The organism is Streptomyces sp. NPDC007901, from assembly GCF_042959465.1.
GTDB lineage: Bacteria > Actinomycetota > Actinomycetes > Streptomycetales > Streptomycetaceae > Streptomyces.
This window is the reverse complement of record NZ_JBIBKW010000001.1, coordinates 822,936-846,991: the sequence shown is the minus strand read 5'-3', so window position 1 is coordinate 846,991 and position 24,056 is coordinate 822,936. Positions and strand designations below refer to the sequence as shown.

Annotated in this window: 18 protein-coding genes; 6 read left to right on the top strand and 12 right to left on the bottom strand. The window is 70.7% G+C overall.

Annotation, left to right across the window (positions count from 1 at the left end; all coding sequences use genetic code 11):
• Nucleotides 1-66 precede the first annotated feature (66 nt).
• The 4 genes from ACFZDK_RS04060 to ACFZDK_RS04045 all read right to left on the bottom strand — a co-directional run bounded on the left by ACFZDK_RS04060 (nt 67) and on the right by ACFZDK_RS04045 (nt 8,062).
• A complete protein-coding gene (locus tag ACFZDK_RS04060; protein WP_390969502.1) occupies nt 67-1,869 on the bottom strand; it encodes an ABC transporter substrate-binding protein in 1,803 nt (600 codons plus the stop codon).
• A gap of 87 nt (nt 1,870-1,956) precedes the next feature.
• Nucleotides 1,957-2,991 (bottom strand): ABC transporter permease subunit, encoded by a 1,035-nt coding sequence (locus tag ACFZDK_RS04055; protein ID WP_390969500.1) that lies wholly within the window; start codon nt 2,989-2,991, stop codon nt 1,957-1,959.
• Between the two features lie 662 nt (nt 2,992-3,653).
• The gene (typA, locus tag ACFZDK_RS04050) at nt 3,654-5,561 is read right to left on the bottom strand and encodes a translational GTPase TypA (RefSeq protein WP_390969498.1); all 1,908 of its coding nucleotides are present in this window, start codon (nt 5,559-5,561) and stop codon (nt 3,654-3,656) included.
• A gap of 269 nt (nt 5,562-5,830) precedes the next feature.
• A complete protein-coding gene (locus ACFZDK_RS04045) occupies nt 5,831-8,062 on the bottom strand; it encodes an ABC transporter substrate-binding protein (protein WP_390969496.1) in 2,232 nt (743 codons plus the stop codon).
• Between the two features lie 328 nt (nt 8,063-8,390).
• Here ACFZDK_RS04045 and ACFZDK_RS04040 point away from each other — a divergent pair, with 328 nt between their 5' ends.
• The 4 genes from ACFZDK_RS04040 to ACFZDK_RS04025 are packed head-to-tail and all read left to right on the top strand — an operon-like array spanning nt 8,391 to nt 12,271.
• The gene (locus ACFZDK_RS04040) at nt 8,391-8,681 is read left to right on the top strand and encodes a hypothetical protein (RefSeq protein ID WP_390969494.1); all 291 of its coding nucleotides are present in this window, start codon (nt 8,391-8,393) and stop codon (nt 8,679-8,681) included.
• A gap of 48 nt (nt 8,682-8,729) precedes the next feature.
• Nucleotides 8,730-9,551 carry a hypothetical protein gene (locus ACFZDK_RS04035; RefSeq protein ID WP_390969493.1) on the top strand — a complete coding sequence of 274 codons (822 nt, stop codon included), beginning with the start codon at nt 8,730-8,732 and terminating at the stop codon, nt 9,549-9,551.
• Between the two features lie 15 nt (nt 9,552-9,566).
• Entirely contained in the window at nt 9,567-11,498 is a 1,932-nt protein-coding gene (locus ACFZDK_RS04030) for a fumarate reductase/succinate dehydrogenase flavoprotein subunit (protein WP_390969491.1), read from the top strand.
• Entirely contained in the window at nt 11,495-12,271 is a 777-nt protein-coding gene (locus ACFZDK_RS04025; protein ID WP_390969489.1) for a succinate dehydrogenase/fumarate reductase iron-sulfur subunit, read from the top strand. The genes ACFZDK_RS04030 and ACFZDK_RS04025 overlap by 4 nt, the downstream gene beginning before the upstream one ends.
• Here ACFZDK_RS04025 and ACFZDK_RS04020 read toward each other — a convergent pair.
• Together ACFZDK_RS04020 and ACFZDK_RS04015 are read right to left on the bottom strand one after the other, a co-directional pair.
• On the bottom strand, nt 12,246-13,235 hold the full coding sequence (locus ACFZDK_RS04020; protein WP_390969487.1) for a phosphotransferase: 990 nt from the start codon (nt 13,233-13,235) through the stop codon (nt 12,246-12,248). The two genes, ACFZDK_RS04025 and ACFZDK_RS04020, sit on opposite strands and share 26 nt — an antisense overlap.
• Entirely contained in the window at nt 13,232-14,332 is a 1,101-nt protein-coding gene (locus tag ACFZDK_RS04015; protein ID WP_390969486.1) for a hypothetical protein, read from the bottom strand. Before ACFZDK_RS04015 ends, ACFZDK_RS04020 begins: the two co-directional genes overlap by 4 nt.
• Nucleotides 14,333-14,414: 82 nt before the next feature.
• Between ACFZDK_RS04015 and ACFZDK_RS04010 the strand changes: the two genes are divergently transcribed.
• On the top strand, nt 14,415-15,896 hold the full coding sequence (locus ACFZDK_RS04010) for a hypothetical protein (RefSeq protein WP_390969484.1): 1,482 nt from the start codon (nt 14,415-14,417) through the stop codon (nt 15,894-15,896).
• A 160-nt stretch (nt 15,897-16,056) separates the two neighbouring features.
• On the opposite strand, the gene ACFZDK_RS04005 is transcribed toward ACFZDK_RS04010, so the two are convergent.
• The 6 genes from ACFZDK_RS04005 to ACFZDK_RS03980 all read right to left on the bottom strand — a co-directional run bounded on the left by ACFZDK_RS04005 (nt 16,057) and on the right by ACFZDK_RS03980 (nt 22,548).
• The gene (locus ACFZDK_RS04005; protein ID WP_390969482.1) at nt 16,057-18,645 is read right to left on the bottom strand and encodes a SpoIIE family protein phosphatase; all 2,589 of its coding nucleotides are present in this window, start codon (nt 18,643-18,645) and stop codon (nt 16,057-16,059) included.
• Between the two features lie 259 nt (nt 18,646-18,904).
• Complete coding sequence (locus ACFZDK_RS04000) at nt 18,905-19,348, bottom strand: ATP-binding protein (protein ID WP_390969480.1); 444 nt, start codon at nt 19,346-19,348, stop codon at nt 18,905-18,907.
• A gap of 135 nt (nt 19,349-19,483) precedes the next feature.
• Nucleotides 19,484-19,888, bottom strand: coding sequence for an NUDIX domain-containing protein (locus ACFZDK_RS03995; RefSeq protein ID WP_390969479.1), 405 nt, complete (start codon nt 19,886-19,888; stop codon nt 19,484-19,486).
• A 21-nt stretch (nt 19,889-19,909) separates the two neighbouring features.
• Nucleotides 19,910-20,107, bottom strand: coding sequence for an SPOR domain-containing protein (locus ACFZDK_RS03990; RefSeq protein WP_390969477.1), 198 nt, complete (start codon nt 20,105-20,107; stop codon nt 19,910-19,912).
• 302 nt (nt 20,108-20,409) lie between these two features.
• A complete protein-coding gene (locus ACFZDK_RS03985) occupies nt 20,410-21,162 on the bottom strand; it encodes a GntR family transcriptional regulator (protein WP_390969475.1) in 753 nt (250 codons plus the stop codon).
• Between the two features lie 147 nt (nt 21,163-21,309).
• Complete coding sequence (locus ACFZDK_RS03980; protein ID WP_390969472.1) at nt 21,310-22,548, bottom strand: septum formation family protein; 1,239 nt, start codon at nt 22,546-22,548, stop codon at nt 21,310-21,312.
• Nucleotides 22,549-22,746: 198 nt separating this feature from the next.
• Between ACFZDK_RS03980 and ACFZDK_RS03975 the strand changes: the two genes are divergently transcribed.
• On the top strand, nt 22,747-23,919 hold the full coding sequence (locus ACFZDK_RS03975; protein ID WP_390969470.1) for a serpin family protein: 1,173 nt from the start codon (nt 22,747-22,749) through the stop codon (nt 23,917-23,919).
• Nucleotides 23,920-24,056 lie beyond the last annotated feature (137 nt).

Here is a 24,056-nt window from a genome sequence, read left to right as displayed (position 1 = left end):
GGACCCGGTACGCCGTCACCCGCGCGGGGCGGACGGACGTACCGGGTACCGGACCGACGGCGGCGGTTACTTGATGTAGAGGCGACGCGGGTCGATGCCGCCGATCACGTTGTCGTACACGAGCCCGCCGACCTTGGAGCCGGCGATCTGGACCTGCTTGTAGTACGCGGTCGGAACGGCGTTCACGACGTCGGTGAGCAGGTACTTGTCGATCTTCTCCCAGGCCGCGGCCGACTTGGCCGGGTCGGTGAGCGCGTTGGCGGCGTCGATGTCGCTGTCGACCTTGGGGTCGTTGACGTGCGAGTAGTTCGGCGAGCCGTCGGCGATCGCGCGGCCGTCGTACAGCGGCGGGATCACGGTCGAGGCGGACGGCCAGTCGGCGCCCCAGGCGGTGTGGTAGATGTCGTAGTTGTTGTCGACCTTGCCGATCTGGTCGTAGTACGTCTCGGCCGGGATCTCCTGGCGCTGGACGTTGAAGCCGGCCTTCTTCAGACCGGCCGCCATGGCCGTGGAGTACTGCTGGCCCTCAGGGGTGTTGATGTAGCCGAAGGTCAGCTTCATGCCGACCTTGCCGGCCTCCGTGAGGAGCTTCTTGGCCTTGTCCGGGTCGCCGGCCGGCTTCGCCTTCTTGCCGAACGGGTCGAACTTGGCGTCGTAGCCGGTGACGGTCGGGGAGATCAGACCGCCGGCCACCTCCATGGCGTCGTTGCCGCCGTAGGCGCGGATGAACGGCGTGATGGGCAGCGCGTACGCGATGGCCTCACGGATCTTCTTGTCCTTGATGTGGTTCATGTTGATGTTCATCTGGCCCACGTACGGCTGGTAGCCGGCGACCGTACGGGCCTTGAGGGTCGAGTCGCTGAGGACCTTGGACAGGTTGCCCGCGTCGACCTGGTTGTTGAAGCTGACGCCGGTCTGGTCGGCGCCGGTGTCCGCGAGGAGGGCCTTCGTGGACGTCTCGTACTGCTGGTTGAAGGTGAAGTCGAACTCGTCCAGGTACTGGTTGCGGATCGGGTCGGTCTTCGGGTCCCAGTTGGTGTTCTTGACCAGGACCATCGACTTGCCGGACTTGAACGACTGGATCTTGTACGGGCCGCTCGTGACCGGGTTCTTGTCGTACTTCGCCTGGGTGTCGCCCTTCTTGGACACCACCGCGTAGCCCGCCATGGCGAGGGCGTACGGCAGGTCGGGGTGGGCGGTCTTGAAGTGGAAGACGATGGTCTTGGCGTCCGGCGTCTCCAGGATGCTGTCCGGCAGGTGCTTGCCCTTGTACGGACCGTCCGGCAGCAGCTTGCGGTAGTCGGCGCCGGTGGTGTCGGCCAGCCACTGCTGGAGGTAGGTCGGGCCCTGGTTGATGAACGGCGCGAAGAGCCGCTCATAGGTCTGCCGGAAGTCCGCCGAGGTGATGGGCGTGCCGTCGGCGAACTTGATGCCGTCCTTGAGGGTGTACTTCCAGGTCTTGCCGCCGTCGGTGGTGGTGCCGGAGTCGGTCGCGAGGTCGCCGACGACCTCGTGGCCCACGCCCTTGTCGTCGGTCGACTTGTAGCCCGTCAGCCCTCTGTGGATCAGGTTCGCGAGGGAGCCCTCGTCGGAGACGTAGATCTGGGCCGGGTCGAGGTGCGCGTAGCTGTCACGCTGGAGCACCTCCATCTTGCCGCCGCTCTTGGCGCCCGGCACCTGCTTCGCGGGGCCCGTGGAGTCCGCCGCGTCGCCGAACTTGATGGCCGCCTGCTGTGCCTTGGCGTTGTCCTGGTCCTTCTTGCTGTCGTCGCTCGCATCACTGCCGCCCTTGCTGCAACCGGTGAGCACGAGAGCTCCGGCCGCGAGCACTGAGACCACCGTGTATGCGTGGCGTCCGCCCCTACTCATCACTGAATTTCCACCTATCTCCGTGTCACCGGTACACAAAGGGAATTGCCGTGCGGTATCCGGGCGAGGACGCCCACGAACGATCGGTCAGCGCGCCGTCTTCGGGTCGAACGCGTCACGGACCGAGTCCCCGAGCAGGTTGAAGGCCACGATGAAGATGATCATCGAGACGCCGGGGAAGAACATGTAGGTGATGTCGTTCTGCAGAACGAGTTCGGTGGAGGCCTTGGAGAACATCTGGCCCCAGTCCGGGGTGGGTTCGACGATGCCCACCCCGAGGTAGGACAGCCCGGCCTCCGCGGTCACGAAGTTCGGCAGCATGTACGTCGACTGGACGAGGATCGGGGTGACGAGGTTCGGCAGGATCTCCTTGCGGATGATCCGCCCGGGCGACGCCCCACTGACCTTGGCCGCCTCGATGAACTCGCGTTCCCGCAGCGCCAGCGAGGTACCGCGCAGGATGCGGGCGAGACTCATCCAGCCGAGGAACCACTGCACCATGATCAGGGCGACCACCCGCACATAGGTGGGTGTCTCGTCGCGCGGGCTCACGAAGAGCGAGACCACGACCGGCATGCTGGCGATGAAGAACAGCTGCGCGGGGAAGGCGAGCAGGAAGTCGATGACCCGCCCGATCCAGTAGTCGGACTTGCCTCCGAGGTAGCCGGCCGCGGTGCCCAGCAGGATGCCCGTCAGCACCGTCGCGATCGTCACCGCCACGGAGATCATCAGCGAGGTCCGGATGCCGTAGATCAGCTTGGTGAACACGTCGTAGCCGTTGCCCGGTTCGAGACCGAACCAGAACTGGCTGCTGATACCGCCGTTGGGCTGGATCGGCACGCCCGCGCTGTCGAAGAGTTCGGGACGTTCGTCCGCGTAGACGGTGTACGGGTTCTTGCCGTACACCTTCGAGATCAGCGGGGCGAGCACGGCGATCAGGAAGAAGAAGCCCACGACGTAGGCGGAGATGACGCCGGTGCGGTCGCGCTTGAAGCGCATCCACATCAGCTGGCCCGGAGACCGGCCTTCCAGCTGTTTGACCTGGGTCTTCGCGTCGGGCTGCGGACCGCCGTCGACGGCGACCGGCCTCCCGCCACCCTCAATGTCCGTAGGACTTGTCACAGTTCGTCCAATTCACAGGTGTGGATGTGCCGAACCGGCGGCCGGCCGGGGTCGGCGCGGCCGCGGAGGCATGTTCTGATGAAGCGTCAGGGCGCCCCGGGGTACGGGAGAAGCCCGCAGCCGGACGCGCGTAGGCGTACGGCGGCGCTAGAGGGCCGACCGCTTCTTCAGGACCAACCACCGGACGAACAAGGGTGACCGGACACGACGGGTGACGGAATCCACCTGGTGCCTGTGACACTGCACATGGGACTTCTCCTCATGACTTCACGTGTTCACCAACAGGAGGTTCCGTCCTCACCCTCCGACACCCCTGACGGAGGGTCAGACACCCCCTGGTGCTCGTGAGTCGGGCGCTGTCCCCACAGCGCGAGACCCATTGACCCGAGCGCTACGCGGCTAACTATCTGCCATGAGCAAGGTGCCGACCACTGTCTTTAAATCTCAATTCAGTCACAGCTGATGCGTAGTTCTTCCGAAAAATGGACAAAGCGTTCGACGGGAGAAGGCCGCGAAACGGACTTGTTACATGGCTATCGGGCGCGGATCTCCGCATTTCGGACAATGGCTGAAGATCGCCCGCCTGCTGTCCATCGGAAAACGGGTTGCAAAAAGCCCGGGCACCCCCATCATGGGGGCACCCGGGCTCAGGTGTCCTGCGATCAGCCGTGCTTGGCGCGGCTGGCGGCGCGGGCCCGCTCGCGGGCGTCCAGGTTCACCTTGCGGATGCGAACGGCCTCCGGGGTCACCTCGACGCACTCGTCGTCACGGCAGAACTCCAGCGACTGCTCCAGGGAGAGCTTGCGCGGCGGGACGATCGCCTCGAACGAGTCGGCCGAGGACGACCGCATGTTCGTGAGCTTCTTCTCCTTGGTGATGTTGACGTCCATGTCGTCGGAGCGCGAGTTCTCGCCGACGATCATGCCCTCGTACACCTCGGTGCCGGGGTCGGTGAACAGCACACCGCGCTCCTGGAGGTTCGTCATCGCGAACGCGGTGACGGCACCGGAGCGGTCGGCGACCAGCGAGCCGTTGTTACGGGTCTGCAGGGTACCGAACCAGGGCTCGTGGCCCTCGTGGATGGAGTGCCCGATACCCGTACCGCGGGTCTGCGTCAGGAACTCGGTACGGAAGCCGATGAGACCGCGGGACGGCACCACGAACTCCATGCGGACCCAGCCCGAGCCGTGGTTGGACATGTTGTCCATCCGGCCCTTGCGGACGCCCATGAGCTGCGTGACCGCGCCCATGTGCTCCTCCGGCACGTCGATCGTCATGCGCTCGACCGGCTCGTACGTCTTGCCGTCGACCTGCTTGGTGACGACCTGCGGCTTGCCGATGGTCAGCTCGAAGCCCTCGCGGCGCATCTGCTCGACCAGGATGGCGAGCGCCAGCTCACCACGGCCCTGGACCTCCCAGGCGTCCGGGCGCTCGGTGTCCAGCACGCGGAGGGAGACGTTACCGATCAGCTCGCGGTCGAGGCGGTCCTTGACCTGGCGGGCGGTGACCTTGCGGTCCTTGACGGCGGCCTTGTTGTCGGCGCCCTTGCCGGTACCGCCCCGGCCGACCAGCGGCGAGGTGTTCGTACCGATGGTCATCGAGATCGCCGGCTCGTCGACCGTGATCAGCGGCAGCGGGATCGGGTTCTCGGTGTCGGCGAGGGTCTCGCCGATCATGATGTCCGCGATACCGGCGACGGCGCAGATGTCGCCCGGGCCCGCCACCTCGGCGGGCTTGCGGGTGAGCGCCTCGGTCATCAGCAGCTCGGTGATGCGCACGTTGGACATCGTGCCGTCGCGCTTGATCCACGTGACGGTCTGGCCCTTGCGCAGCTCGCCCTGCTCGACGCGGAGCAGCGCGATACGGCCGAGGAAGTTGTCGGCGTCCAGGTTGGTGACGTGCGCCTGGAGCGGGGCCGCCTCGTCGTACTCGGGGGCCGGGACGTGCGACAGGATGGTGGAGAAGAACGGCTCCAGGTTGTCGCTGTCGGCCGGGACGGTGCCGTCCTCCGGCTTGGTCAGCGAGGCCACACCGTCACGCGCGCAGGCGTAGACGATCGGGAACTCGATCTGGTCCTCGTCGGCGTCCAGGTCCAGGAAGAGGTCATAGGTCTCGTTGACGACCTCGTCGATCCGGGAGTCCGGGCGGTCCGTCTTGTTGATACAGAGGATGACGGGCAGGCGCTGCTGGAGGGCCTTGCGCAGCACGAAGCGGGTCTGCGGCAGCGGACCCTCGGAGGCGTCGACGAGCAGAACCACCGCGTCCACCATCGACAGACCGCGCTCGACCTCGCCACCGAAGTCGGCGTGGCCCGGGGTGTCGATGATGTTGATGGTGATGACGTCGCCGCCATCCTTCGGGTGGTACTTCACGGCCGTGTTCTTGGCCAGGATCGTGATGCCCTTCTCACGCTCCAGGTCGTTCGAGTCCATCATTCGGTCGTCGAGCGATTCGGCGGCGTGCGCCGCGAAGGCACCGGCCTGCTTCAGCATGGCGTCGACGAGGGTCGTCTTGCCGTGGTCGACGTGGGCGACGATGGCGACGTTGCGGATGTCGTGGCGCGTGGCCATAGTGCGGCGTACTCCCGGAGTATGAGGAAGGGGCCTGCGCGTACATCGGTGTTACGCGGACCCTGCCGGGCTGAACACGCCACGGCCTCACCCCATGGTACGGGGCCAATCGACCGGCGGCTCGCGGGGCTACATATATGCAGCTCAGGCCGCATATCAATGAGCGATCACCGGAGAAACCAGGGGCGCGGGCGGTATCAATACGCGGCTCCGCCGCGTGGGCGCGACCAGCCCCCACACACCCGCACCCGACCACGAACCGAAGAGCGCTACCCCTTGCTCGGGCTCGCCGACACCTTCGCGCCCTTCTTCAGGTATCCCATGTCCTGGTAGACCGGCGTCTGGAACCCGAAGGCCCCCACGTTCACCAGCCCCTTCCGGGCGCCGACGATCTGCGGCCTCTGGTAGAGCGGCAGCGACCCCGCCGAGGCCCAGATCCGCGAGTCCGCCTTCCGCAGCAGCCCGTCCGCCTCGTCCTCGTCCAGCGTCCCCAGCGCCTGGTCGAAGAGCTGGTCCACCTGGTCGGTCCCGACCCGCGTGTAGTTCTGCTCGACGTTCAGCGACCCGTCGGCCGCCGGCACCGGCTTCGCGTAGATCGGCCGCGCGTCCGTCGCCGGGAACGCGGACGACGGCCACGAGTACAGCGCGAGGTCGTACTGGCCGGAGGCGATGTGGTCCTTGAAGTAGCTGTCGTCGGAGACCTTGCTGATCTCGGCCTGGATCCCGACCGCCGCCAGCATCTGCCGGATCCGCCCGGCGACCGACTGGAGCGTCTCCGACCCCGGCCCGGAGGGCACCACGAACCGGAGGCTCAGCGCCTTGCCGTCCTTGGCCAGCGGCGCGGACGCGGCCTGCGCACCCTTGGGCGCGGCCGTGCCCTTCGGCGCGTACGCCCCGGGCTGCCCGTGGGCGTGGTCCTTCTGGTGGTCGCGGGTGTCCTTGCCGTCGGGGTCCCGGTCGTCCTCGCCGACGATGAACTGCCCGTCGTGCCCGCCGTCGGACTGGTCGCCCTTGGCACCCTTCTTCTCGGTCTCCGCGCCGGCCGCCTTGCCGCCGGCCTTGATCGGCCCGCCGGCCACCCACCCGGCGTCGGCGAGCAGCGCCTGCGCCTCGTGGGTGTCGAGGCCGCCGATCGCCCCGCTGCTGTCGGCGTAGGCGGGCTGACCGGAGAGGGCGACATGGCTGCCGACCGGGACGGCGGGCAGCCCCAGCGGGGTGAGCACCAGCTTGGCGAGGGCCGTGCGGTCGAGGGCGCGGGCGACGGCCCGCCGGACCCGCTCGTCGGCGAGGGGGCCCTCGGAGCCGTTGAGGGCGAGCTGGGTGTAGGCGGGCTCCAGCGACTTGCGGACGTCGAAGTCGCGGAGCTCGTGCTGCGTCTCCAGCCACTTGGCGATGGTCCTGCCGAGCTTCTTCGGCCCGTCGGGCAGCTTCTCCTCGTCCATGCCGAGGGTGAGCGCCCAGGACCGCAGCTTCTTGGCGGAGGTCTTCCCGGCGCCCTGCAGGGGCAACGAGGTGCCCTTCTCGCGGCCGGCGATGATGATCCGCTCGGCCTCGGAGGCGTCGATGTCGGCGACGTCGACCGTGCCGTCGGCGAGCGCGGACGCCCGCTGCCCGCGGGGGACGGCGTGCAGGTCGATCTCGTCGAGCTTGGCCGGGCGGCCCCACCAGCGCGGGTTGCGGGTGAGGGCCACGTCCTTCTTCGCGGCGTCGATCCTCGCGACCTGGAAGGGCCCGGCGGTGACCGCCAGCTTCCGGCGGGCGCCGTCGTTGAAGGCGTCCGGGGTGCCCATGACCTCTTTCGGGTACAGCGGGGAGAACAGCGACTTCCAGTCCGCGTACGGCCGGTCGAAGGTGACCCGGACCTCCAGGTCGTTGGCGCCGCGCTCGATCTTGCCGATGCGGTCGTAGCCGGCGTTGCGGGCGGTCCAGTAGGCGGAGTCCTTGCCGGACAGGGCGCGCCACTGGGCGGCGAAGTCGGCGGCGCCGATCTCGCGGCCGTCGCTCCAGACGGCCTGCTGGTTCAGTTTGTACAGGACGACCTGGCGCGGCTCGGTCTCGATGACCTTCGCGGACTCCAGGTAGTCCGGGTCGCGGACCGGGCGGCCCTCGGCGTCGATGGTGAACATCGACGGCAGGACGGCCTGGGCGATACGGGTGGTGCCCGCGTCGGCGTCGGCCTGGAAGGTGTTCAGGGTCTCCGGTACGGCGTCCACGGCCATCTTCAGCGTGCCGCCCTCGGCGACCACGTCACGGCCGACCGCGGCGATGTCCTGGACGGCCAGCGGCTTGCTCTTCTCCTCGTCGGAGCCACAGCCGGCGAGGAGGGGCACGGCGAGGGCACCGGCCGCGAGAAACGCGAGGGCGCTGCGCTGGCGGTGCCGTGAGGGGTTGTTGTTCGGCTGCGGCGCCGTTGTGGCTGGTCGCGCCCGCGCGGCGGTAGCCGCACATTCAATGGGGCCCCGCGCCCCTACGGGGCGCGACCCGACACCGTGATGAGACATCTCTGCTACCTCCGGAAGGCCCCGTGACACGAGTGCGCTTTATTCACATTTGGGGGTATTTTGGAGTTGATCACATGTACGTAGAAGTACGGACCCCACTGAAATGGACGGGGTCCGTCGGCCGGGGACGACACGGCGGCGGGGGCTGCCAAACCCCACCCGTGCGGCGCAATCCCGGCGCAAACAGAGCGCGTGCGGGCGTGCGTCGGAGGCGCGCAATCCGCCAATCGCTGCACATGGCTTCACATCGGCAGGTGTGACGCGCAACACTCGCAGGCGCATGAACGTTGCCACCCAGGACCACGGGGTCCGGAAGTGAGGTCACGTCATGTCCGTGCACGACGACCTGACGTCAGTCCAGCGCTGCCTAGAGGACCTGAACCGGTCCGTCGGCCGCCTGGAGCAGCAGCTCGGGAGCGGCGGACTGGAGATGCGCCGCGTCCGTGCCGACGCCGATCACCTGCGCGAGAGCGTGGCACTGCTGCGGGAGACGGCCAACTCCGGCGTCCCGGGCAAGCGCCCCGAGCTCGTCACCATCTCCGACGATCCGTACGACATCAACCTGTGGACGGACACGGACGACGAGGGTCTCGGCGCCCGCGACCGGCGCGCACCCTAGGAGCGCCGCCCGCAGGCCCAAGATCCCCGACCCGACCGGAGTCATCCGTTGGCCACTGGTACGGAACCACATCCGAACAGCGGCGGCGTACGAGCCCGTACGCGCGCCGCGATCTCCGCCCCGCACCTGCGGACCGACCGCTGGTGGCTGGCACCCGCCGTCACCGCGGCCGGTCTGTTCGCGTTCGTCGTCTACTCGACGTGGCGGGCCTTCTCGAACGCGCACTACTACTCGGCGCCGTACGTCTCGCCGTTCTACTCGCCGTGTCTGGCCGAGAACTGCAAGACCATGCCGTCCGGCCCGAACGCCGACCTCTTCGGCAGCTGGTGGGCGATCTCCCCGGCGATCATCATCCTGATCTTCCCGCTGGGCTTCCGCCTGACCTGCTACTACTACCGCAAGGCGTACTACCGCAGCTTCTGGGCCTCCCCGCCGGCCTGTGCGGTGGCCGAGCCGCACGCGAAGTACACCGGTGAGACCCGCTTCCCGCTGATCCTGCAGAACGTCCACCGGTACTTCTTCTACTTCGCGCTGCTGGTCGCCTGTGTGCTGACCTACGACACGGTCCTGTCCTTCCGGGACACGCACGAGAACTGGGGCCACATGGGCCTCGGCACCCTGGTCTTCCTGGTCAACATCGTGCTGATCTGGGCGTACACCCTGTCCTGCCACTCCTGTCGGCACATCGTCGGCGGCAAGCTCAAGCACTTCTCCAAACACCCCGTGCGCTACAAGGCGTGGCAGTTCGTCGGCCGGCTCAACAACCGGCACATGCAGCTCGCCTGGGCGTCGTTGGTGAGCGTGGCGCTCGCCGACTTCTACGTCTATCTGCTCGCGTCCGGTGTCTTCGACGATCCGCGATTCTTTTAAGGACAGGGGCTTTTGATGTCAGCGGTGGAGCGGCAGCAGTGGGACGTCGTGGTCGTCGGCGCCGGCGGGGCCGGACTGCGCGCCGCGATCGAGGCGCGCGAGCGGGGCGCCCGTACGGCGGTGATCTGCAAGTCGCTGTTCGGCAAGGCGCACACGGTGATGGCCGAGGGCGGGATCGCGGCGGCCATGGCCAACGTCAACGAGCACGACAACTGGCAGGTCCACTTCCGCGACACCCTGCGCGGCGGCAAGTTCCTCAACCAGTGGCGGATGGCCGAGCTGCACGCCAAGGAGGCCCCGGACCGGGTCTGGGAGCTGGAGACCTGGGGCGCCCTCTTCGACCGCACGAAGGACGGGAAGATCTCCCAGCGCAACTTCGGCGGCCACGAGTACCCGCGCCTGGCCCATGTCGGCGACCGCACGGGCCTGGAGCTGATCAGGACCCTGCAGCAGAAGATCGTCTCGCTCCAGCAGGAGGACAAGAAGGAGACCGGTGACTACGAGTCCCGGCTCAAGGTCTTCCAGGAGTGCACGGTCACCCGGATCCTCAAGGACGGCACACGCGTCTCCGGGGTCTTCGCGTACGAGCGGGAGACCGGCCGTTTCTTCGTCCTCGAAGCGCCCTCCGTGGTGATCGCGACCGGTGGCATCGGCAAGTCCTTCAAGGTGACGTCGAACTCCTGGGAGTACACCGGGGACGGGCACGCGCTCGCCCTGCTGGCCGGGGCGCCGCTGCTCAACATGGAGTTCGTGCAGTTCCACCCGACCGGCATGGTCTGGCCGCCGTCGGTGAAGGGGATCCTGGTCACCGAGTCGGTGCGCGGCGACGGCGGGGTGCTGCGCAACTCCGAGGGCAAGCGGTTCATGTTCGACTACGTCCCGGACGTCTTCAAGGAGAAGTACGCCGAGTCCGAGGAGGAGGGCGACCGCTGGTACGAGGACCCGGACCACAACCGGCGTCCCCCGGAGCTGCTCCCCCGCGACGAGGTCGCCCGCGCGATCAACTCCGAGGTAAAGGCGGGCCGCGGCTCCCCGCACGGCGGGGTCTTCCTGGACGTGTCGACGCGGATGCCGGCCGAGGTGATCCGGCGCCGGCTGCCGTCCATGTACCACCAGTTCAAGGAGCTGGCGGACGTCGACATCACGGCGGAGGCGATGGAGGTCGGGCCGACCTGCCACTACGTGATGGGCGGGGTCGCGGTGGACTCCGACACCGCCGCCGCCCGCGGGGTACCGGGGCTGTTCGCGGCCGGTGAGGTGGCCGGCGGGATGCACGGCTCCAACCGGCTCGGCGGCAACTCGCTCTCCGACCTGCTGGTGTTCGGGCGCCGGGCGGGCTGGCACGCGGCCGACCACGCGGCGGACCTCGACGAGCGGCCGGCGGTGGACGACGAGCAGATCGACGCGGCGGCCGCCGAGGCGCTGCGGCCCTTCTCCGCCGAGGGCCAGGAACCGGACTCCGGCCCGCCGGAGAACCCGTACACCCTCCACCAGGCGCTCCAGCAGTCCATGAACGACCTGGTCGGCATCATCCGCCGGGAGGGCGAGATGGAGCAGGCCCTGGAGAAGCTCGCCGAGCTGCGGGTACGGGCACGCCGGGCCGGGGTGGAGGGGCACCGCCAGTTCAACCCCGGCTGGCACCTCGCCCTGGACCTCAGGAACATGCTGCTGGTCAGCGAGTGCGTGGCCCGGGCGGCGTTGGAGCGCACCGAGTCGCGCGGCGGCCACACCCGCGAGGACCACCCGACGATGGACCGCCGCTGGCGCCCCGTCAACCTGCTCTGCCGGCTCGCGGACCCCACCGGCGGGCTCGCCGCCACCGACCCGGAGCGCGGCCAGATCGACCTCACCCGCGAGACCACCGACCCCATCCGAACCGACCTGCTCGCCCTCTTCGAGAAGGAGGAGCTGGTCAAGTACCTCGCCGAAGAGGAGCTGTACGAATGAGCGGCTACACGGCCCACTTCCGGGTGTGGCGGGGCGACGTCGAGGGCGGCGGCCTGGAGGACTTCAAGGTCGAGGTGAACGACGGCGAGGTGGTCCTCGACATCATCCACCGCATCCAGGCCACCCAGGCCGCCGACCTGGCCGTCCGCTGGAACTGCAAGGCGGGCAAGTGCGGTTCGTGCTCGGCGGAGATCAACGGCCGCCCGCGCCTGATGTGCATGACCCGGATGTCCGTCTTCGAGCAGGACGAGACCATCACGGTCACCCCGCTGCGCGCCTTCCCGGTCATCCGCGACCTGGTCACGGACGTCGGCTTCAACTACCAGAAGGCCAGGGAGGTCCCGTCCTTCGTGCCGCCCGCCGGGGTCGCCCCCGGCGAGTACCGGATGTTCCAGGAGGACGTGGACCGCTCGCAGGAGTTCCGCAAGTGCATCGAGTGCTTCCTGTGCCAGGACACCTGTCACGTCGTGCGCGACCACGAGGAGAACAAGACGGCCTTCGCCGGCCCGCGTTTCCTCATGCGCGTCGCCGAACTGGACATGCACCCGCTGGACGCGGCGGACGCCTCCGGCCTGGACCGCAAGCGCACGGCCCAGGACGAACACGGCCTCGGCTACTGCAACATCACCAAGTGCTGCACGGAGGTGTGCCCCGAGGGCATCCACATCACCGACAACGCGCTGATCCCCCTGAAGGAGCGGGCCGTCGACCGCAAGTACGACCCGCTGGTGTGGCTCGGCTCGAAGATCAGGAGGCGCCCGACAGGAGGCTGAGCACCCGCCGGAGGTTGGACTCGGCGATCTCCTGCATCGGTTCGCGCTCCGGGAAGTCGCCGTCGAGCAGCCGCAGCGGCCCGGCGACGAGGTTCAGGTGCATCGCGAGCCGGTACAGCTCCATCCGGTCCTCGTCGAGGTCGGCGGTGCGCAGCAGGTCGTAGGCGGGCCCGAAGCGGAGCTGGAGGAAGACGTGCTCCCATTCGGCGTCGAAGTACATCAGGCCTTCGATGTCGATGAGCGCGGGATCGCCGTCCTCGGTCACCAGGACGTGGTCCGGGCCGAGTTCGCCGTGCACGAGGGAGGCGTGCTCGCGCGGCTCGATCCTGTCGTAGAGCTGGTGCACCCGCTCGGCCAGCGCGTCGCGGACCGCACGCACCCGGGGGTCGCGTGCGGCCACCTCCGCGATGTCGTGGACCGCGCGGTCCGCGACGACCTGCTCGCAGGAGTTGCCGATCGGCTTGCTGCCCTCCTCGACCAGGGCGGCCTTGCCGTACCCGGCCGAGACGCACTCCCGGAGCGCGCCGAGCGTCCCCGCCAGCCGGGCCAGCGGCACCCGGGCCGCGCCGGGGTCGCTGCGCAGCAGCATCTCCAGGCTGCCGCCCCGGACGTCCTCGACGACCGCCGCGTACGCGGGCAGGTGCTCGGCGTCCTCGTCGGCGAAGAGCAGCCGCGGGGTGCGTACGCCGAGCTCGGTCAGCAGGTCGTGGGCGGACAGGAAGAGCCCGAGCCCGGAGGCGTGCGCGAAGGGGTCGCGGATGTCGGCGTCGGCGGGGCCCCAGTAGTCCTCCTCCGGCGACCAGACGTACGCGATCGCGCTCCTTCCGTTGTCCAGGGCGAGCCGGTAGACGCCTTTCTTGGAGCCGCCGCGCAGCCGGGTGACGGCGGCGGGGGCACGGCCGAGGGCCTCGCGGGCGAGCGGCGCGAGGTCGTCACGGGTGAGGTGGGCACGAGCGGTTGTCATGGCGTACGAACCCAGTCCTTCCGATAAGAGGTCCAGTCATCCTCGGTGGCGGCGAAGTCGACGTACAGCGCGACGCCGAAGTTAGCGCGATCCGCGTCCGTCCGTGACAGTCCCAGCCGAACCCCGCGCACGGCCGCCGGCACGGTCTCCGCGCGCGCCCGGTGCCCGAACCGGTTCTCGTGGAAGAAGGGCAGCCCCATCAGGAGATCGGTCCCGGCCGGGGTGACCTCGATCGCCAGGCTGGTCTGCTGGGCGACGTACCCGCCGTACAGGCTCTCCAGCGGCTGCATCGTGTCGTACGACATCACGGCGATCTGGTCCACCCGGCGGGCGACTTGCCCGAAATACTCCTGCGACCACCACTTGGGATGGCCGGTGACGGTACCCCAGAAGGAGTGAAAGGCCGGGAGCGGGTCGATCTGGTGGGCGGCCACGGACAGCAGCGGGGTCGCGGGGCGCAGGGCGTCCAGCAGGGCGAGGTAGTTCCGGTCGCCGGAGTGCAGGGGCTCCAGGTCGAAGTGCACCCCGTCGAACCCGGCGGCGACCACCTGCCGGGTGGAGGCGACGACGGCGGCCCGGGTCGCGCTCCGCTCCAGATGCATGGCGTCCGGCTTCTCGGGCGCGATCTCGTCCCCGAGCCAGGCCTGGACCCGGACGCCGGGGAGTTTTCGATGCACGGCTGTTATCAGCCAACGCGCCTTGGGATAGGCCGATTTGGGCAGCGTGCCGTTGTGTTCCAGTGGTCCGGCATGGACGTAGAGGTCGCGAATGCCGGTGTCCGCCAGCCGTTCGGCGAGGGCGGTGACGTCGGCGTCGGTCTTACGGCCGTCGACCCAGGCGTGACCGAGCCAGAGGGCGTCCTTGTCCCGGGTGCGGGTGCCGGCCTTCGGGTCGCCGGTGTAGTTGATACGGAGGGCGGTTTCGGCGGTGAGGAGGGGGACCAGGAGGAGCAGTACGGCGGCGAGGGCGATGCGCCGAGTCCGCCGGATCCAGGGTTTCGTCGACTTCTTCGGTTTCTCCCGCTTCTCCGGCCCCGTGGGCTCCGTCTCCTCGGTGGTGGGTGCGGGGCTGTTCTCCTCCTCCGTGCTCCGTTCCATGCTCGGTCCCCCTGTTCTCGTCGTCCCCCGCCTGCCCTCGCCCAGGTCGCGAACCGGACTTGCTGCCCATACGCTCCGAAATGTGACGTCATCCTTGTTCCGGGGTCGGCCGAGGCATGCCACCGGGCACATAGGTGTGCGGGTGGGGCACGCGGTGCTGGGCGGGGCGGCCGGGGTGGTCTGGCTGGTGTTGCCGGTGATGACGAGCACCACTCAAGATCCGGTTCCCGCGGCCCGCGGCGGGACGGTCGTCACGGCCGAGGCGGACGGGGCCTCCGCCGCCGACTACGTGCTGCCCCTCGTCGCCGTGGCGGCGGCCGGGGCGCTCGGCGGCTACGGCTACGTACGGCGGATACGCCGGGCCCGTTCGCGGACCACACCGGGGCTCGTCTCCCCCGCCCCGCCGGCGCCGTCCCCCGTCGACGTCGAACGGCAGGCCCGCGCGTCCCTGGTCCTCGCCGACGACTGCGTCCGCACCAGCCGGGAGGCGCTCGGGTACGTGACCGCGGCCGAGCCGGTCCTGCGGGCCCTGCGGGTGGCCGAGACCGAGCTGACGGCCGCGTTCGCGATATGGCGGCGGTACGAGGAGGGGATCCCGGAGGATCCCGCCGGCCGGCGGCAGGCGCTGGTGGGGGTGGTCGGGCGGTGCGCGGAGGCGGGGCGGCAACTGGACGGGGAGGCGGAGGGGTTCGACGCCGAGTGGGGCTCGGGGGACGCGCTGGCGGTGGCCGAGGGCCGGTTCCGGGAGCTGGCGGGGCGGACGGGCGGGGTGGAGCGGGCACTCACGGAGGCGGAGCGGCGGTACGGGGCGTCCGCGGTCGCCTCCGTCGTCGGATACGTCGAACAGGCCAAGGACCGGCTGGTGTTCGCGACCTCCCGGCTCAACCGGGCCCGCCGGGACGACGATTCGGGCGACGGTGACGGATTCCGGCGGGGGCTGCGCGCCGCGGAGGGCGCCGTGGCGCAGGCCGGGGTGCTGCTGGGCGGGGTGGCCCGGCTGACGGAGGAACTGCGCACGGCGGCCGGGCTGCTGCCGGCCGCCCTCACCGGCGCGGAGGCGGAACTGGCGGCCGTGCGGGCGACGGGCTTCCCGCCGCGGCTGACCCACGCGGACGGGGTGCTGGCCGCCGTACGGGAGGAGCTGACGGGCGGGCCCCACGACCCGCTGGACGCCCTGCGCCGGGTCGTGCGGGCGGTGGAGGGGACCGGGGGCGGGCGGTCCGGGGTGATCGCGGCGGGGGCGGAGCTGGTGGCGCGGAGCACGAGCGGCGCCGCCGACGACTTCGTGGGCACGCACCGGGCGGCGGTGGGGACGGAGGCGCGGGCCCTGCTGGCCGCTGCGCGGGGCGCTGGGGCGGCGGACGCGGACCGGCTGGCCCGGAAGGCGCGGGAGCTGGCGGAGCGGGATGTGCGGGCGCACGGGAACCCGTTCGCCGGGGAGGGCGCCGCCCAGGGGAGCGGGGTGGCGGGGGCGGTGCTCGGGGGGGTGCAGTTGGGTGAGGAGGCCGACGGGGGGCCGGTGGTGGCGTTCGGGGGGCCGGATACGCGGGGTCGGTTGGGGTAGCGCGGTAGGGGGTGGGGCGGCGGGTTGTCGGGCGGCTGTGGGTGGGTTGTGGCTGGTCGCGCAGTTCCCCGCGCCCCTAAAAGCCCCTTTAGGGGCGCGGGGAACTGCGCGAGCGACCCCCACCGTGCGGCACCGGACAACCGGCGGGAACCGCCCCTTCTCAGAACAGACTGAGCAGAGCCTCCGCAGGGTCGGTCAGGCCCGTCTCCCCGTCCGGCAGGGGCAGTTCGAACCACACCGTCTTGCCGCGCGGCGTCCGGCGTGAGCCCCACGCCGCGCTGAGCAGGCCGACCAGCTGCAGCCCCCGGCCGCCCTCGTCGGTGTCCCGGGCCCTACGGCGCCTGGGCTGGACCAGGCCGGAGTCCCAGACCTCGCAGACCAGGGTGCGGTCGAGCAGCAGGCGGAGCCTTATCTCGCCCTCGCCGTACCGCAGGGCGTTGGTGACCAGTTCGCTGACCAGGAGTTCGGCCGTGTCGACCAGCGGCTCCAGGTCCCAGGTGAGGAGCTGGCCGCGCGCGTACTCACGGGCGCGGCCCACGCTGCGCGGCTCGCGCGGCAGCGTCCAGTCGCCGACCGAGTCGGCCGGCAGCCCCTGGACACGTGCCATCAGCAACGCGATGTCGTCCTCGCCGTGGTGCGTGTCGAGGGTGTTGAGGACGTGGTCGCAGACGTCCTCCAGCGGTCGGGAGGGGTCGGTGAGGGCGCCGACGAACGCCTGGAGGCCCTCGTCGAGGGGGTGGTCGCGGGATTCGACCAGGCCGTCGGTGTAGAGCGCCAGCAACGCGCCTTCGGGGAGCTCGACCTCGACCTCCTCGAAGGGCTCGCCGCCGACGCCCAGGGGCATGCCGGGCGGCACGTCGAGCATCAGGGCGTCCTCGCCTGGTTCGACCAGTACAGGGGGCAGGTGGCCGGCGTTGGCGAACGTACAGCGCCTGGTGACGGAGTCGTAGACGGCGTACACGCAGGTCGCGAGGTAGACCTCGGAGAGGTCGGCGTCGCGGGGCTGGCGGGCCGTGCGGGTGGCTTGCTGGACTCCGCCGGGGGTGCCGAGGCCGCGGGCGATCTCGTCCAGCGCGGAGAGGACCTCCGCCGGTTCCAGGTCCAGCAGGGCCAGGGTGCGGACCGCCGTACGGAGTTCGCCCATCGCGACCGCCGCGCGCAGGCCGCGGCCCATCACGTCGCCCACCACCAGCGCCGTGCGGTGGCCGGGGAGTTCGATGACGTCGAACCAGTCGCCGCCGACCTCGGTCGCCGCGTTGCCGGGCAGGTAGCGGCAGGCGATGTCCAGGCCCGAGGCCTCGGGGTCGCCGGGCGGCAGCAGGGACCGCTGCAGTATCAACGCGCGTTCGTGCTCGCGGCGGTACAGGCGCGCGTTGTCGATACAGACGGCGGCACGGGCCGCCAGTTCCACGGCCAGGTCCCGGTCGCGGTCACCGAACGGCTCGCTGCCCTTGGTGCGGGCGAACTGGGCGAGGCCGACGACCGTGTCATGGGCGACCATCGGGACGGCGAGGGTGGACTGGACGAGCCCGCCCTCCTCCGCCGGCACGTGCTGCGGGCGGGCGGTGCGCAGGGCGTCCGCGCACGGCGAGTTGAAGGGGTAGTGGTGGACGGCGCCGACGGCGACCGGGGCGCCGCCGCCCACGAAGGGTTCGTCGGAGACCGCGCTGGCGAAGGCCACCCGGCGCAGCTCGGCGCTGCCGTCGGCGAGCCCGGGCGGGGTCTCGTCGCCGGCCAGCAGGCCCTGGTAGAGGTCGACCGTCGCGAGGTCGCAGAAGCCGGGCACGACCACGTCGAGGAGTTCGCGGGCGGTGGTCTCCAGGTCGAGGGAGTTGCCGATGCGGGCACCGGCCTCGTTGAGGAGGGCCAGATTCCGCCGGGCGGCGGCGGCCTCGCGGGCGGCGGCGCGGCGGGCGGTGATGTCCAGGCCGAGCCAGGCGATGCCGATCGGGCGGCCGGTGCCGCTGTGCACCCGGTAGAGGTTGATGGACCAGTGCCGGCGTTCCTCGGAGCCCGGCACGAAGCCCGTGACGTGCATGTCCGTGATGGAGTTGCCGGTCTCCAGGACCCGGCGCAGGGTGGCGGCGACCCGCTCGGCCTCGGAGCGCGGCAGGTAGTCGTGGACGCCCTTGCCACGGTGGTCGTCGGGGGTGCCGCCGAAGATGGAGGAGAACCGCACGTTGGCGCGGCGGATCCGCAGGTCGGGGTCGATCAGCAGGAAGCCGAAGGGAGATTGACCGAATATCGACTGCGAGGCCGCCAGGTCGGTCTCGATTCTGCGCAGGGTACGGACGTCGACCACGATGCAGACGGCGGCGTGCTCGCCCTCGGCGGTGCGGGTCGGCATGACGTAGACCTCGGCGAGGCCCTCCTCGCCGCGCTCGCCGTCCGGGCCGTCGGGCATCCGGAACGGCACCACGCCGGTCCACTCGCGCCCGTCCAGGATCTCGGCCATCTTCCGCTGGCCGCGCTCGCGCAGGTCGGGGTCGACGAACGCCTCGATGGGATCCATGCCGACGGCGCGCTCCGCGGGGATGCCGAAGACCTGTTCGGCACGGAGGCTCCACTGGTCGACCAGGCCACCTGCGCCGATGGAGAACGAGGCGACCTTGATGTAGTCGTAGATCGAGCCGGGCGGACTGCTCTGCCACATGGCGTCGCCAGGGGCCGCGACGACCTCCGCGGTCCCCGCCCTCACGCCGTCCGACGGGTCCTCGGACTCCGTGGCCTCAGCTGGTATCTCGCTCACGCGAACCGTCCCCTCCAGCTCACCGCGCCCGGCACCGGTCACCGGATGCGGCTGCCCGCAGTATCCAGCACTACGGTGCCGCCTGACACGGTGTTCACGATCACAGCACGGTCCAGGCGATTTCCGGACCGGACCGTGACAACACTCCCAGTCTTCTAACCAGGGAACACGCCGTCGAATCACGCACTCCGGCACCCGTTCCCCGGCCACTCCCGCGAGTGGACGACGCGGTACGGCGTGTACACCCCGTTCACCCCGTTCACCCGGGTACGGCCAGCTCGAACCAGACCGTCTTGCCGGTGTCGCCGGGCCGGGTGCCCCAGCTGCGCGAGGAGCCGGCTACCAGCTGGAGGCCGCGGCCGCTCTCGTCGTCGGGACTGGCGGCGCGTTCGAGCGGCGGGTCGGGCAGCGGGTCGGACACCTCGACGCGCAGGGTGTCGGCGAGGTCGGCGGGGCGGACGAGGCGGACGCCGATGGGGCCGGTGGCGTGCCGCAGCGCGTTGGTGACCAGCTCGCTGACGAGCAGGGCGGTTACGTCGGCGAGGGTGTCGAGGCCCCAGCCGCGCAGTTGGTCTCGGACCGCGGTACGGGCGGTGCGCACGGCGCCCGGTTCCGCGGGAAAGGTCCACTCGGCGGTGTCACCTTCGGTGTCGATCACACCGATCACTTCCCGTGCAGCGTGCCCGCCCATGTCCGGTTTCATGGGGTTAATGGGCACATACCCGATATCCGGGATGGAGTACCGCACGGGAGGGCGCACTGTGGTGCGAACGGCGTAGGAGGGGGGCTGGTCGCGCCCACGCGGCGGTAGCCGCACATTCGATACGGCCCCGCGCGCCTATGGAGCGCTCCAGGTCGCGGCGATCTTCTGTACCGCCGGGACGTCCTGGTCCAGCCAGTCGACGTCCCAGAGTTCGTCCGGTGTCAGCCAGCGGAGTTCGTCGTGGTCCTGGAGGGGCTTGGGGCCGGGGGAACCGGGGTGGAGGGCGGCCGTCCAGACGTGGAGGACGTAGGGGTCCCGCAGGGGCCACTCCCCCGGCACCCGCGCCAGCGTCTCGGTCTCCACGCCCAACTCCTCGCGGAGCTCGCGCACGAGGGCGTGTTCGGGTGTCTCGCCGGGCTCCACCTTGCCGCCGGGAAGCTCCCAGCGGCCGGCCAGCTCCGGGGGCGCGCTGCGGCGGGCCGCGAGCAGGCGGCCGGCATCGAGCAGGGCGGCTCCGACCACCACGATCCGTTCGCTCATGGGCCGGAGCCTACGGGAGGGTCAGTTACGGCTGACGCCGTCCCCGTTGCTGTGGCCGATGCGCTCGACCCAGTAGAGCTGCTTGTGTCCGCGGTCGTCGAGACTGTCGGCGATCTTCTGCGCCTCGGCCCGGGTCGCGTACCGGCCGACCCGGTAGCGATTGCCGTTGTCGTCCTGCCGTATGACAAGCCAGGGGAGAGAGACCGTGCCTTCCGTCATCGCGCCCCTCCGATTCTCCCGGCTCCCGCCCATCCCCGCCCCGCTAAGGAAACCGCACTCCGCATATGCCCGAGCGTACGCCTAACCTTTACGCAGCGAATACGTCTTTTCACAAAGAGGTACGCAACCAGCCAGAACGGTGGGGGCGCACGATGACGAGTGCGCCGTTCGCGCGCCTCCAGCTTCGGGTCGCGGGCATACCGGGAAGAGCCGGGGCCACCTGGGAGAACGGCCGGATCGCGACGGCGGGGCACGGGTCCGTATCTCGGCGGTGAAAGCGTCAACTATCGCAAGGGTGTGCGCTACTTCACGGGCAGGTGGTACGAGGCGCGGTAGCGGTCGGCCGGGATGACGACGTCCGCGGTCTCCACCGGGCGGCCGGAGGCGTAGTACGTCCGCTGGATCACCAGGACGACATGGCCGGGGACGCCGCCCAGGGTGAGCAGTTCCTCGGCGAGGCCGGGGCGGGCGCCGACCTCCTCGGTGACGTTGTCCACGATGACGTCGATGGCGCGCATCCGCTCGACCACGCCCATCCCGCCGAGCGGGCCCTCCTCGGGCAGCATCACGGGGGTGCGGCCGGTGACGGCGAGGGGCTCCCAGGAGGTGGAGAGCATCATGGGCTCGCCCGCGTCCCGGAACAGGTACCGGGTGCGCATCACGCGGTCGCCCAGGTGCAGGCCGAGCCGGTCGGCGATCGCGGCGCCGGCCTCGGCCTGTTCGCTGCTGGACTCCCAGGTGCCGCGCGCGGCGGCGTCGGACTGCTCCTGGCGGAACGGGGTGGCACCTCCGGCCGGCCGGAACCCGGAGCGGGCCACCCGCCGGGGCACCGGCCGCTCGCGCACATAGGTCCCGGAGCCGGAGCGGCCCTCGACCAGCCCCTCGGCCATCAGCACCTTGCGGGCCTCCAGGGCGACGGTGTCGGAGACGCCGTACTCCTCGCGGATGCGGGCCTGGGAGGGGAGCCGGGTGTGAGGCGGCAGCGAACCGTCGACGATCTTCTTGCGGAGATCACCCGCGACACGCAGATACGCCGGCTGCTCACCGAAAGTCACTGGCCGCTCCCATCAGGTTGTACAGACAGCTACAGCCTGGCAACCGTGGGTTGTGCCGTGCAAGCAAAGGCCAGAGAATCACTCGATGTGATGACATAGGGCCGGGGGAGGCTTTACGCAGGCACTTTCTCCCCGTTATAGCCGCGATCACACCTCCATGCCGGAGCCACTTCCTCCGCTGCCGGGGCCACTTCCTCCGTCGTCGTACGAAGGCGGGGTCGTGGCGAGGCCCAGAGCCTTGCGGGCGGTGACCGTCCGCTTCGGGTCGAGCAGCGCCGAGCCCTTGTCGTAGTGGCCGTAATAGGCGTCCACGTCCGTGGACTTGGCGGCCTTCGCCCATTCCGCGCGGGCCTTGCCGAGGTCCGCGACCAGGTCGTCCACCGGGCGCTTCGCGCCCTGGTCCCAGGTGTGGGCGCGCAGCATCGCGGTCTGCCTGGCGAGGGCCGTGGTCACCCGGTCCGCCCAGTCGCGGTAGCCGGGCAGGTCGTCCTCGACGTACTCCGCGTCGGGGACGGTGTCGAGCGCCGTGTTGAGGACGTGCGCGGCGTCGAGATAGGCGACCTGGTCGGCGTCGAGCACGCTCTCGTCGTTGCGCAGCGAGCCGGACAGGGTCCTGCCCTCGGTGGTGTTGCCGAAGACGCAGGCGACCTCCCGGTCGCCGTACTGCCAGCTGTCCTCGCTGGGCGTGAAGTAGTACACGTCGACATCGCCGGGGATCGCCCAGCCGTCCATCGCGTACCCGTCCTCCAGGCCGTAGCAGCGGTCACTGGCGGAGTCGCCGACCTTGTCGTCGCCCGGGTAGGACGAGCCCTTGAGGCGGTAGGTGGCGAAGACCTCGCCGTCGTGCGCCTTCGCGCAGTCCACGACGGTGACGTCGGAGACCAGGTCGCCGGTGAGGGTGCCGTCGGGGGTGTTGAAGCAGTCGCCGGTGGACAGGGAGAGGCTGGAGCTGTCGTTCGCGCCCTCCTTGACGCCCTCCCAGAAGTCGCCCGCACCGCCGGTGGCCAGCACCAGCACCCACAGGGCCAGCCCGAGCCCGGAGAACACCGACCCGGTGACCGCCATCGCCCTGCCCCGCTCGCCCCGCCGGCGGATCTGGCCGAGCGCGACCAGCCCCAGCACCAGCCCCACCCCGGGCAGGCAGCACAGCAGCCCGAGCACCAGGGAGGCGATGGCGAGCCCGTTGACGGGCGCCGGGACGGCGTAGGGGCTGTAGCCCTGCCCCCAGCCCTGGTACGGCCCCGGGTACGGCGGCTGCTGCCCGTAGGGGGGCGGCTGCTGCCCGTACGGCGCCTGTGGGTACTGCGGGTACTGCGGCAGGCCCGACTGAGGCGGCTGATAAGGCCCTTGTGGCTGGTGGGGGCCGGGGGGCGGAGGTATGGACACCGGTACCGTGCTCCTGAGGGGGCGTCGGGCCGCGCGGAAACGGACGGCTGGACTGACGTACGACTGCGCGCATCGTAAGCGCGCCGTGAACGGGGGCGGAATGAGGGTGGGGAAGGCGGCCGCCTCGCCGGGCGCCTTGGCCTTCGGCCGTCCCTTCGGCTCTCTGCCCTTCCCCGAGCACTCCTGGGAGGACGACGAATGAACGACACCGTCAGCGCCGTCAACGCGCTCACCGCGCGCTGGGCGCGGCAGACCAGACAGGGCACGGTCTTCTCGGCCGCCGGTGTCTGGCCGTTGCTGGCCTTTCTCGCCGACGGCGCCGGCGGACCCGCCCGGGACGAGCTGACCCGCGCCGTGGGGATGCCGACGGACCAAGCGGTCGCCGGTGCGCGGGAGTTACTCGCCGGGCTCGACGCGATGTCCGGCGTCGAGTCGGCCCTCGGGCTGTGGACCGACCGGGCCCTGGAGGTGCGTGAGCCGTGGGCGGCGGGGCTGCCGGCCGACGCGCACGGGGTGCTCGGCCCCGATGCGGCGGCCTCCCAGGAGGCGCTGGACGAGTGGGCGGCGAAGCGCACCGGCGGGCTGGTCGAGCGGATGCCGGTCAAGCCGGCCGAGGGCGCGCGGATGGTGCTGGCGACCGCGCTGGCGCTGCGCACGGACTGGCGGCACCCGTTCCGGGAGACGGTGCTGCGGCCCGGCTCCGGGCCCTGGCAGGGCCGGACACTGGCCGGTCTGCACCGCAGCAGCGTCCGTCCGGACCGGATCGGGGTGGCCGTCGGAGCGGACGGACACGTCACCACGCTGAAGGTGCCGGGCGACAACGGCATCGACGTCCACCTCCTGCTCGGCGCGGAGGGGATGGCGCCCGGACAGGTGCTGCACACGGGCATCGCCGTCCTGGAACGCGCCCTCCCGGTCACGACCGGCGGCCGTCTCCCCTACGGGCCCGCCGGACCGGGCGTGGTCGTGGAGCGGCAGCCGTCCGTCACCCCCGATCCGATCCGCCTCGATGTGACGACCCCGGCCTTCGCCGTCCGCGCCGACCACGATCTGCTCCAACTCCACGGCCTGTTCGGCCTGTCCACGGCTGCTAACGCCCGCGAGGGCCACTTCCCCGGCATCAGCCCCGCACCGCTCGCCATCGGGGCGGCCGGGCAGTCCGCCGTCGCCGAGTTCGGGCCGCTGGGCTTCCGCGCCGCCGCGGTGACGGCGGTGGTGGCGGCGCCGGGCGGCGGCCCGCCGCAGCAGCGGCACGAGTCCACCGTGGTGCGGGCCGCCTTCGACCGGCCGTTCGGCTTCCTCGCCGTGCACCGCAAGGCGCGGCTGATCCTGGCGGCGGGGTGGGTGACGGAGCCGACGGCGACGGGCTGAGCGCACCGCTGGAAGGGCCGCGATGCGCCGTCGTTCGGCTGCGACGCCGTCGTGGCTGGTCGCGCATTTCCTCCCCCGGCCTTCGGCCGGGGGTGCCCCCAGCGCCGCTTCGGGGCGCGGCCACTCGACCTGCTCGG

Bases quoted from the DNA above. Each gene is read 5' to 3' on its own strand.
- ACFZDK_RS04060 (WP_390969502.1), bottom strand. From the start codon at position 1,869: ATGAGTAGGGGCGGACGCCACGCATACACGGTGGTCTCAGTGCTCGCG.
- typA (WP_390969498.1), bottom strand. From the start codon at position 5,561: ATGGCCACGCGCCACGACATCCGCAACGTCGCCATCGTCGCCCACGTC.
- ACFZDK_RS04045 (WP_390969496.1), bottom strand. From the start codon at position 8,062: ATGTCTCATCACGGTGTCGGGTCGCGCCCCGTAGGGGCGCGGGGCCCC.
- ACFZDK_RS04040 (WP_390969494.1), top strand. From the start codon at position 8,391: ATGTCCGTGCACGACGACCTGACGTCAGTCCAGCGCTGCCTAGAGGAC.
- ACFZDK_RS04030 (WP_390969491.1), top strand. From the start codon at position 9,567: ATGTCAGCGGTGGAGCGGCAGCAGTGGGACGTCGTGGTCGTCGGCGCC.
- ACFZDK_RS04025 (WP_390969489.1), top strand. From the start codon at position 11,495: ATGAGCGGCTACACGGCCCACTTCCGGGTGTGGCGGGGCGACGTCGAG.
- ACFZDK_RS04020 (WP_390969487.1), bottom strand. From the start codon at position 13,235: ATGACAACCGCTCGTGCCCACCTCACCCGTGACGACCTCGCGCCGCTC.
- ACFZDK_RS04015 (WP_390969486.1), bottom strand. From the start codon at position 14,332: ATGGAACGGAGCACGGAGGAGGAGAACAGCCCCGCACCCACCACCGAG.
- ACFZDK_RS04000 (WP_390969480.1), bottom strand. From the start codon at position 19,348: ATGAAACCGGACATGGGCGGGCACGCTGCACGGGAAGTGATCGGTGTG.
- ACFZDK_RS03995 (WP_390969479.1), bottom strand. From the start codon at position 19,888: ATGAGCGAACGGATCGTGGTGGTCGGAGCCGCCCTGCTCGATGCCGGC.
- ACFZDK_RS03990 (WP_390969477.1), bottom strand. From the start codon at position 20,107: ATGACGGAAGGCACGGTCTCTCTCCCCTGGCTTGTCATACGGCAGGAC.
- ACFZDK_RS03975 (WP_390969470.1), top strand. From the start codon at position 22,747: ATGAACGACACCGTCAGCGCCGTCAACGCGCTCACCGCGCGCTGGGCG.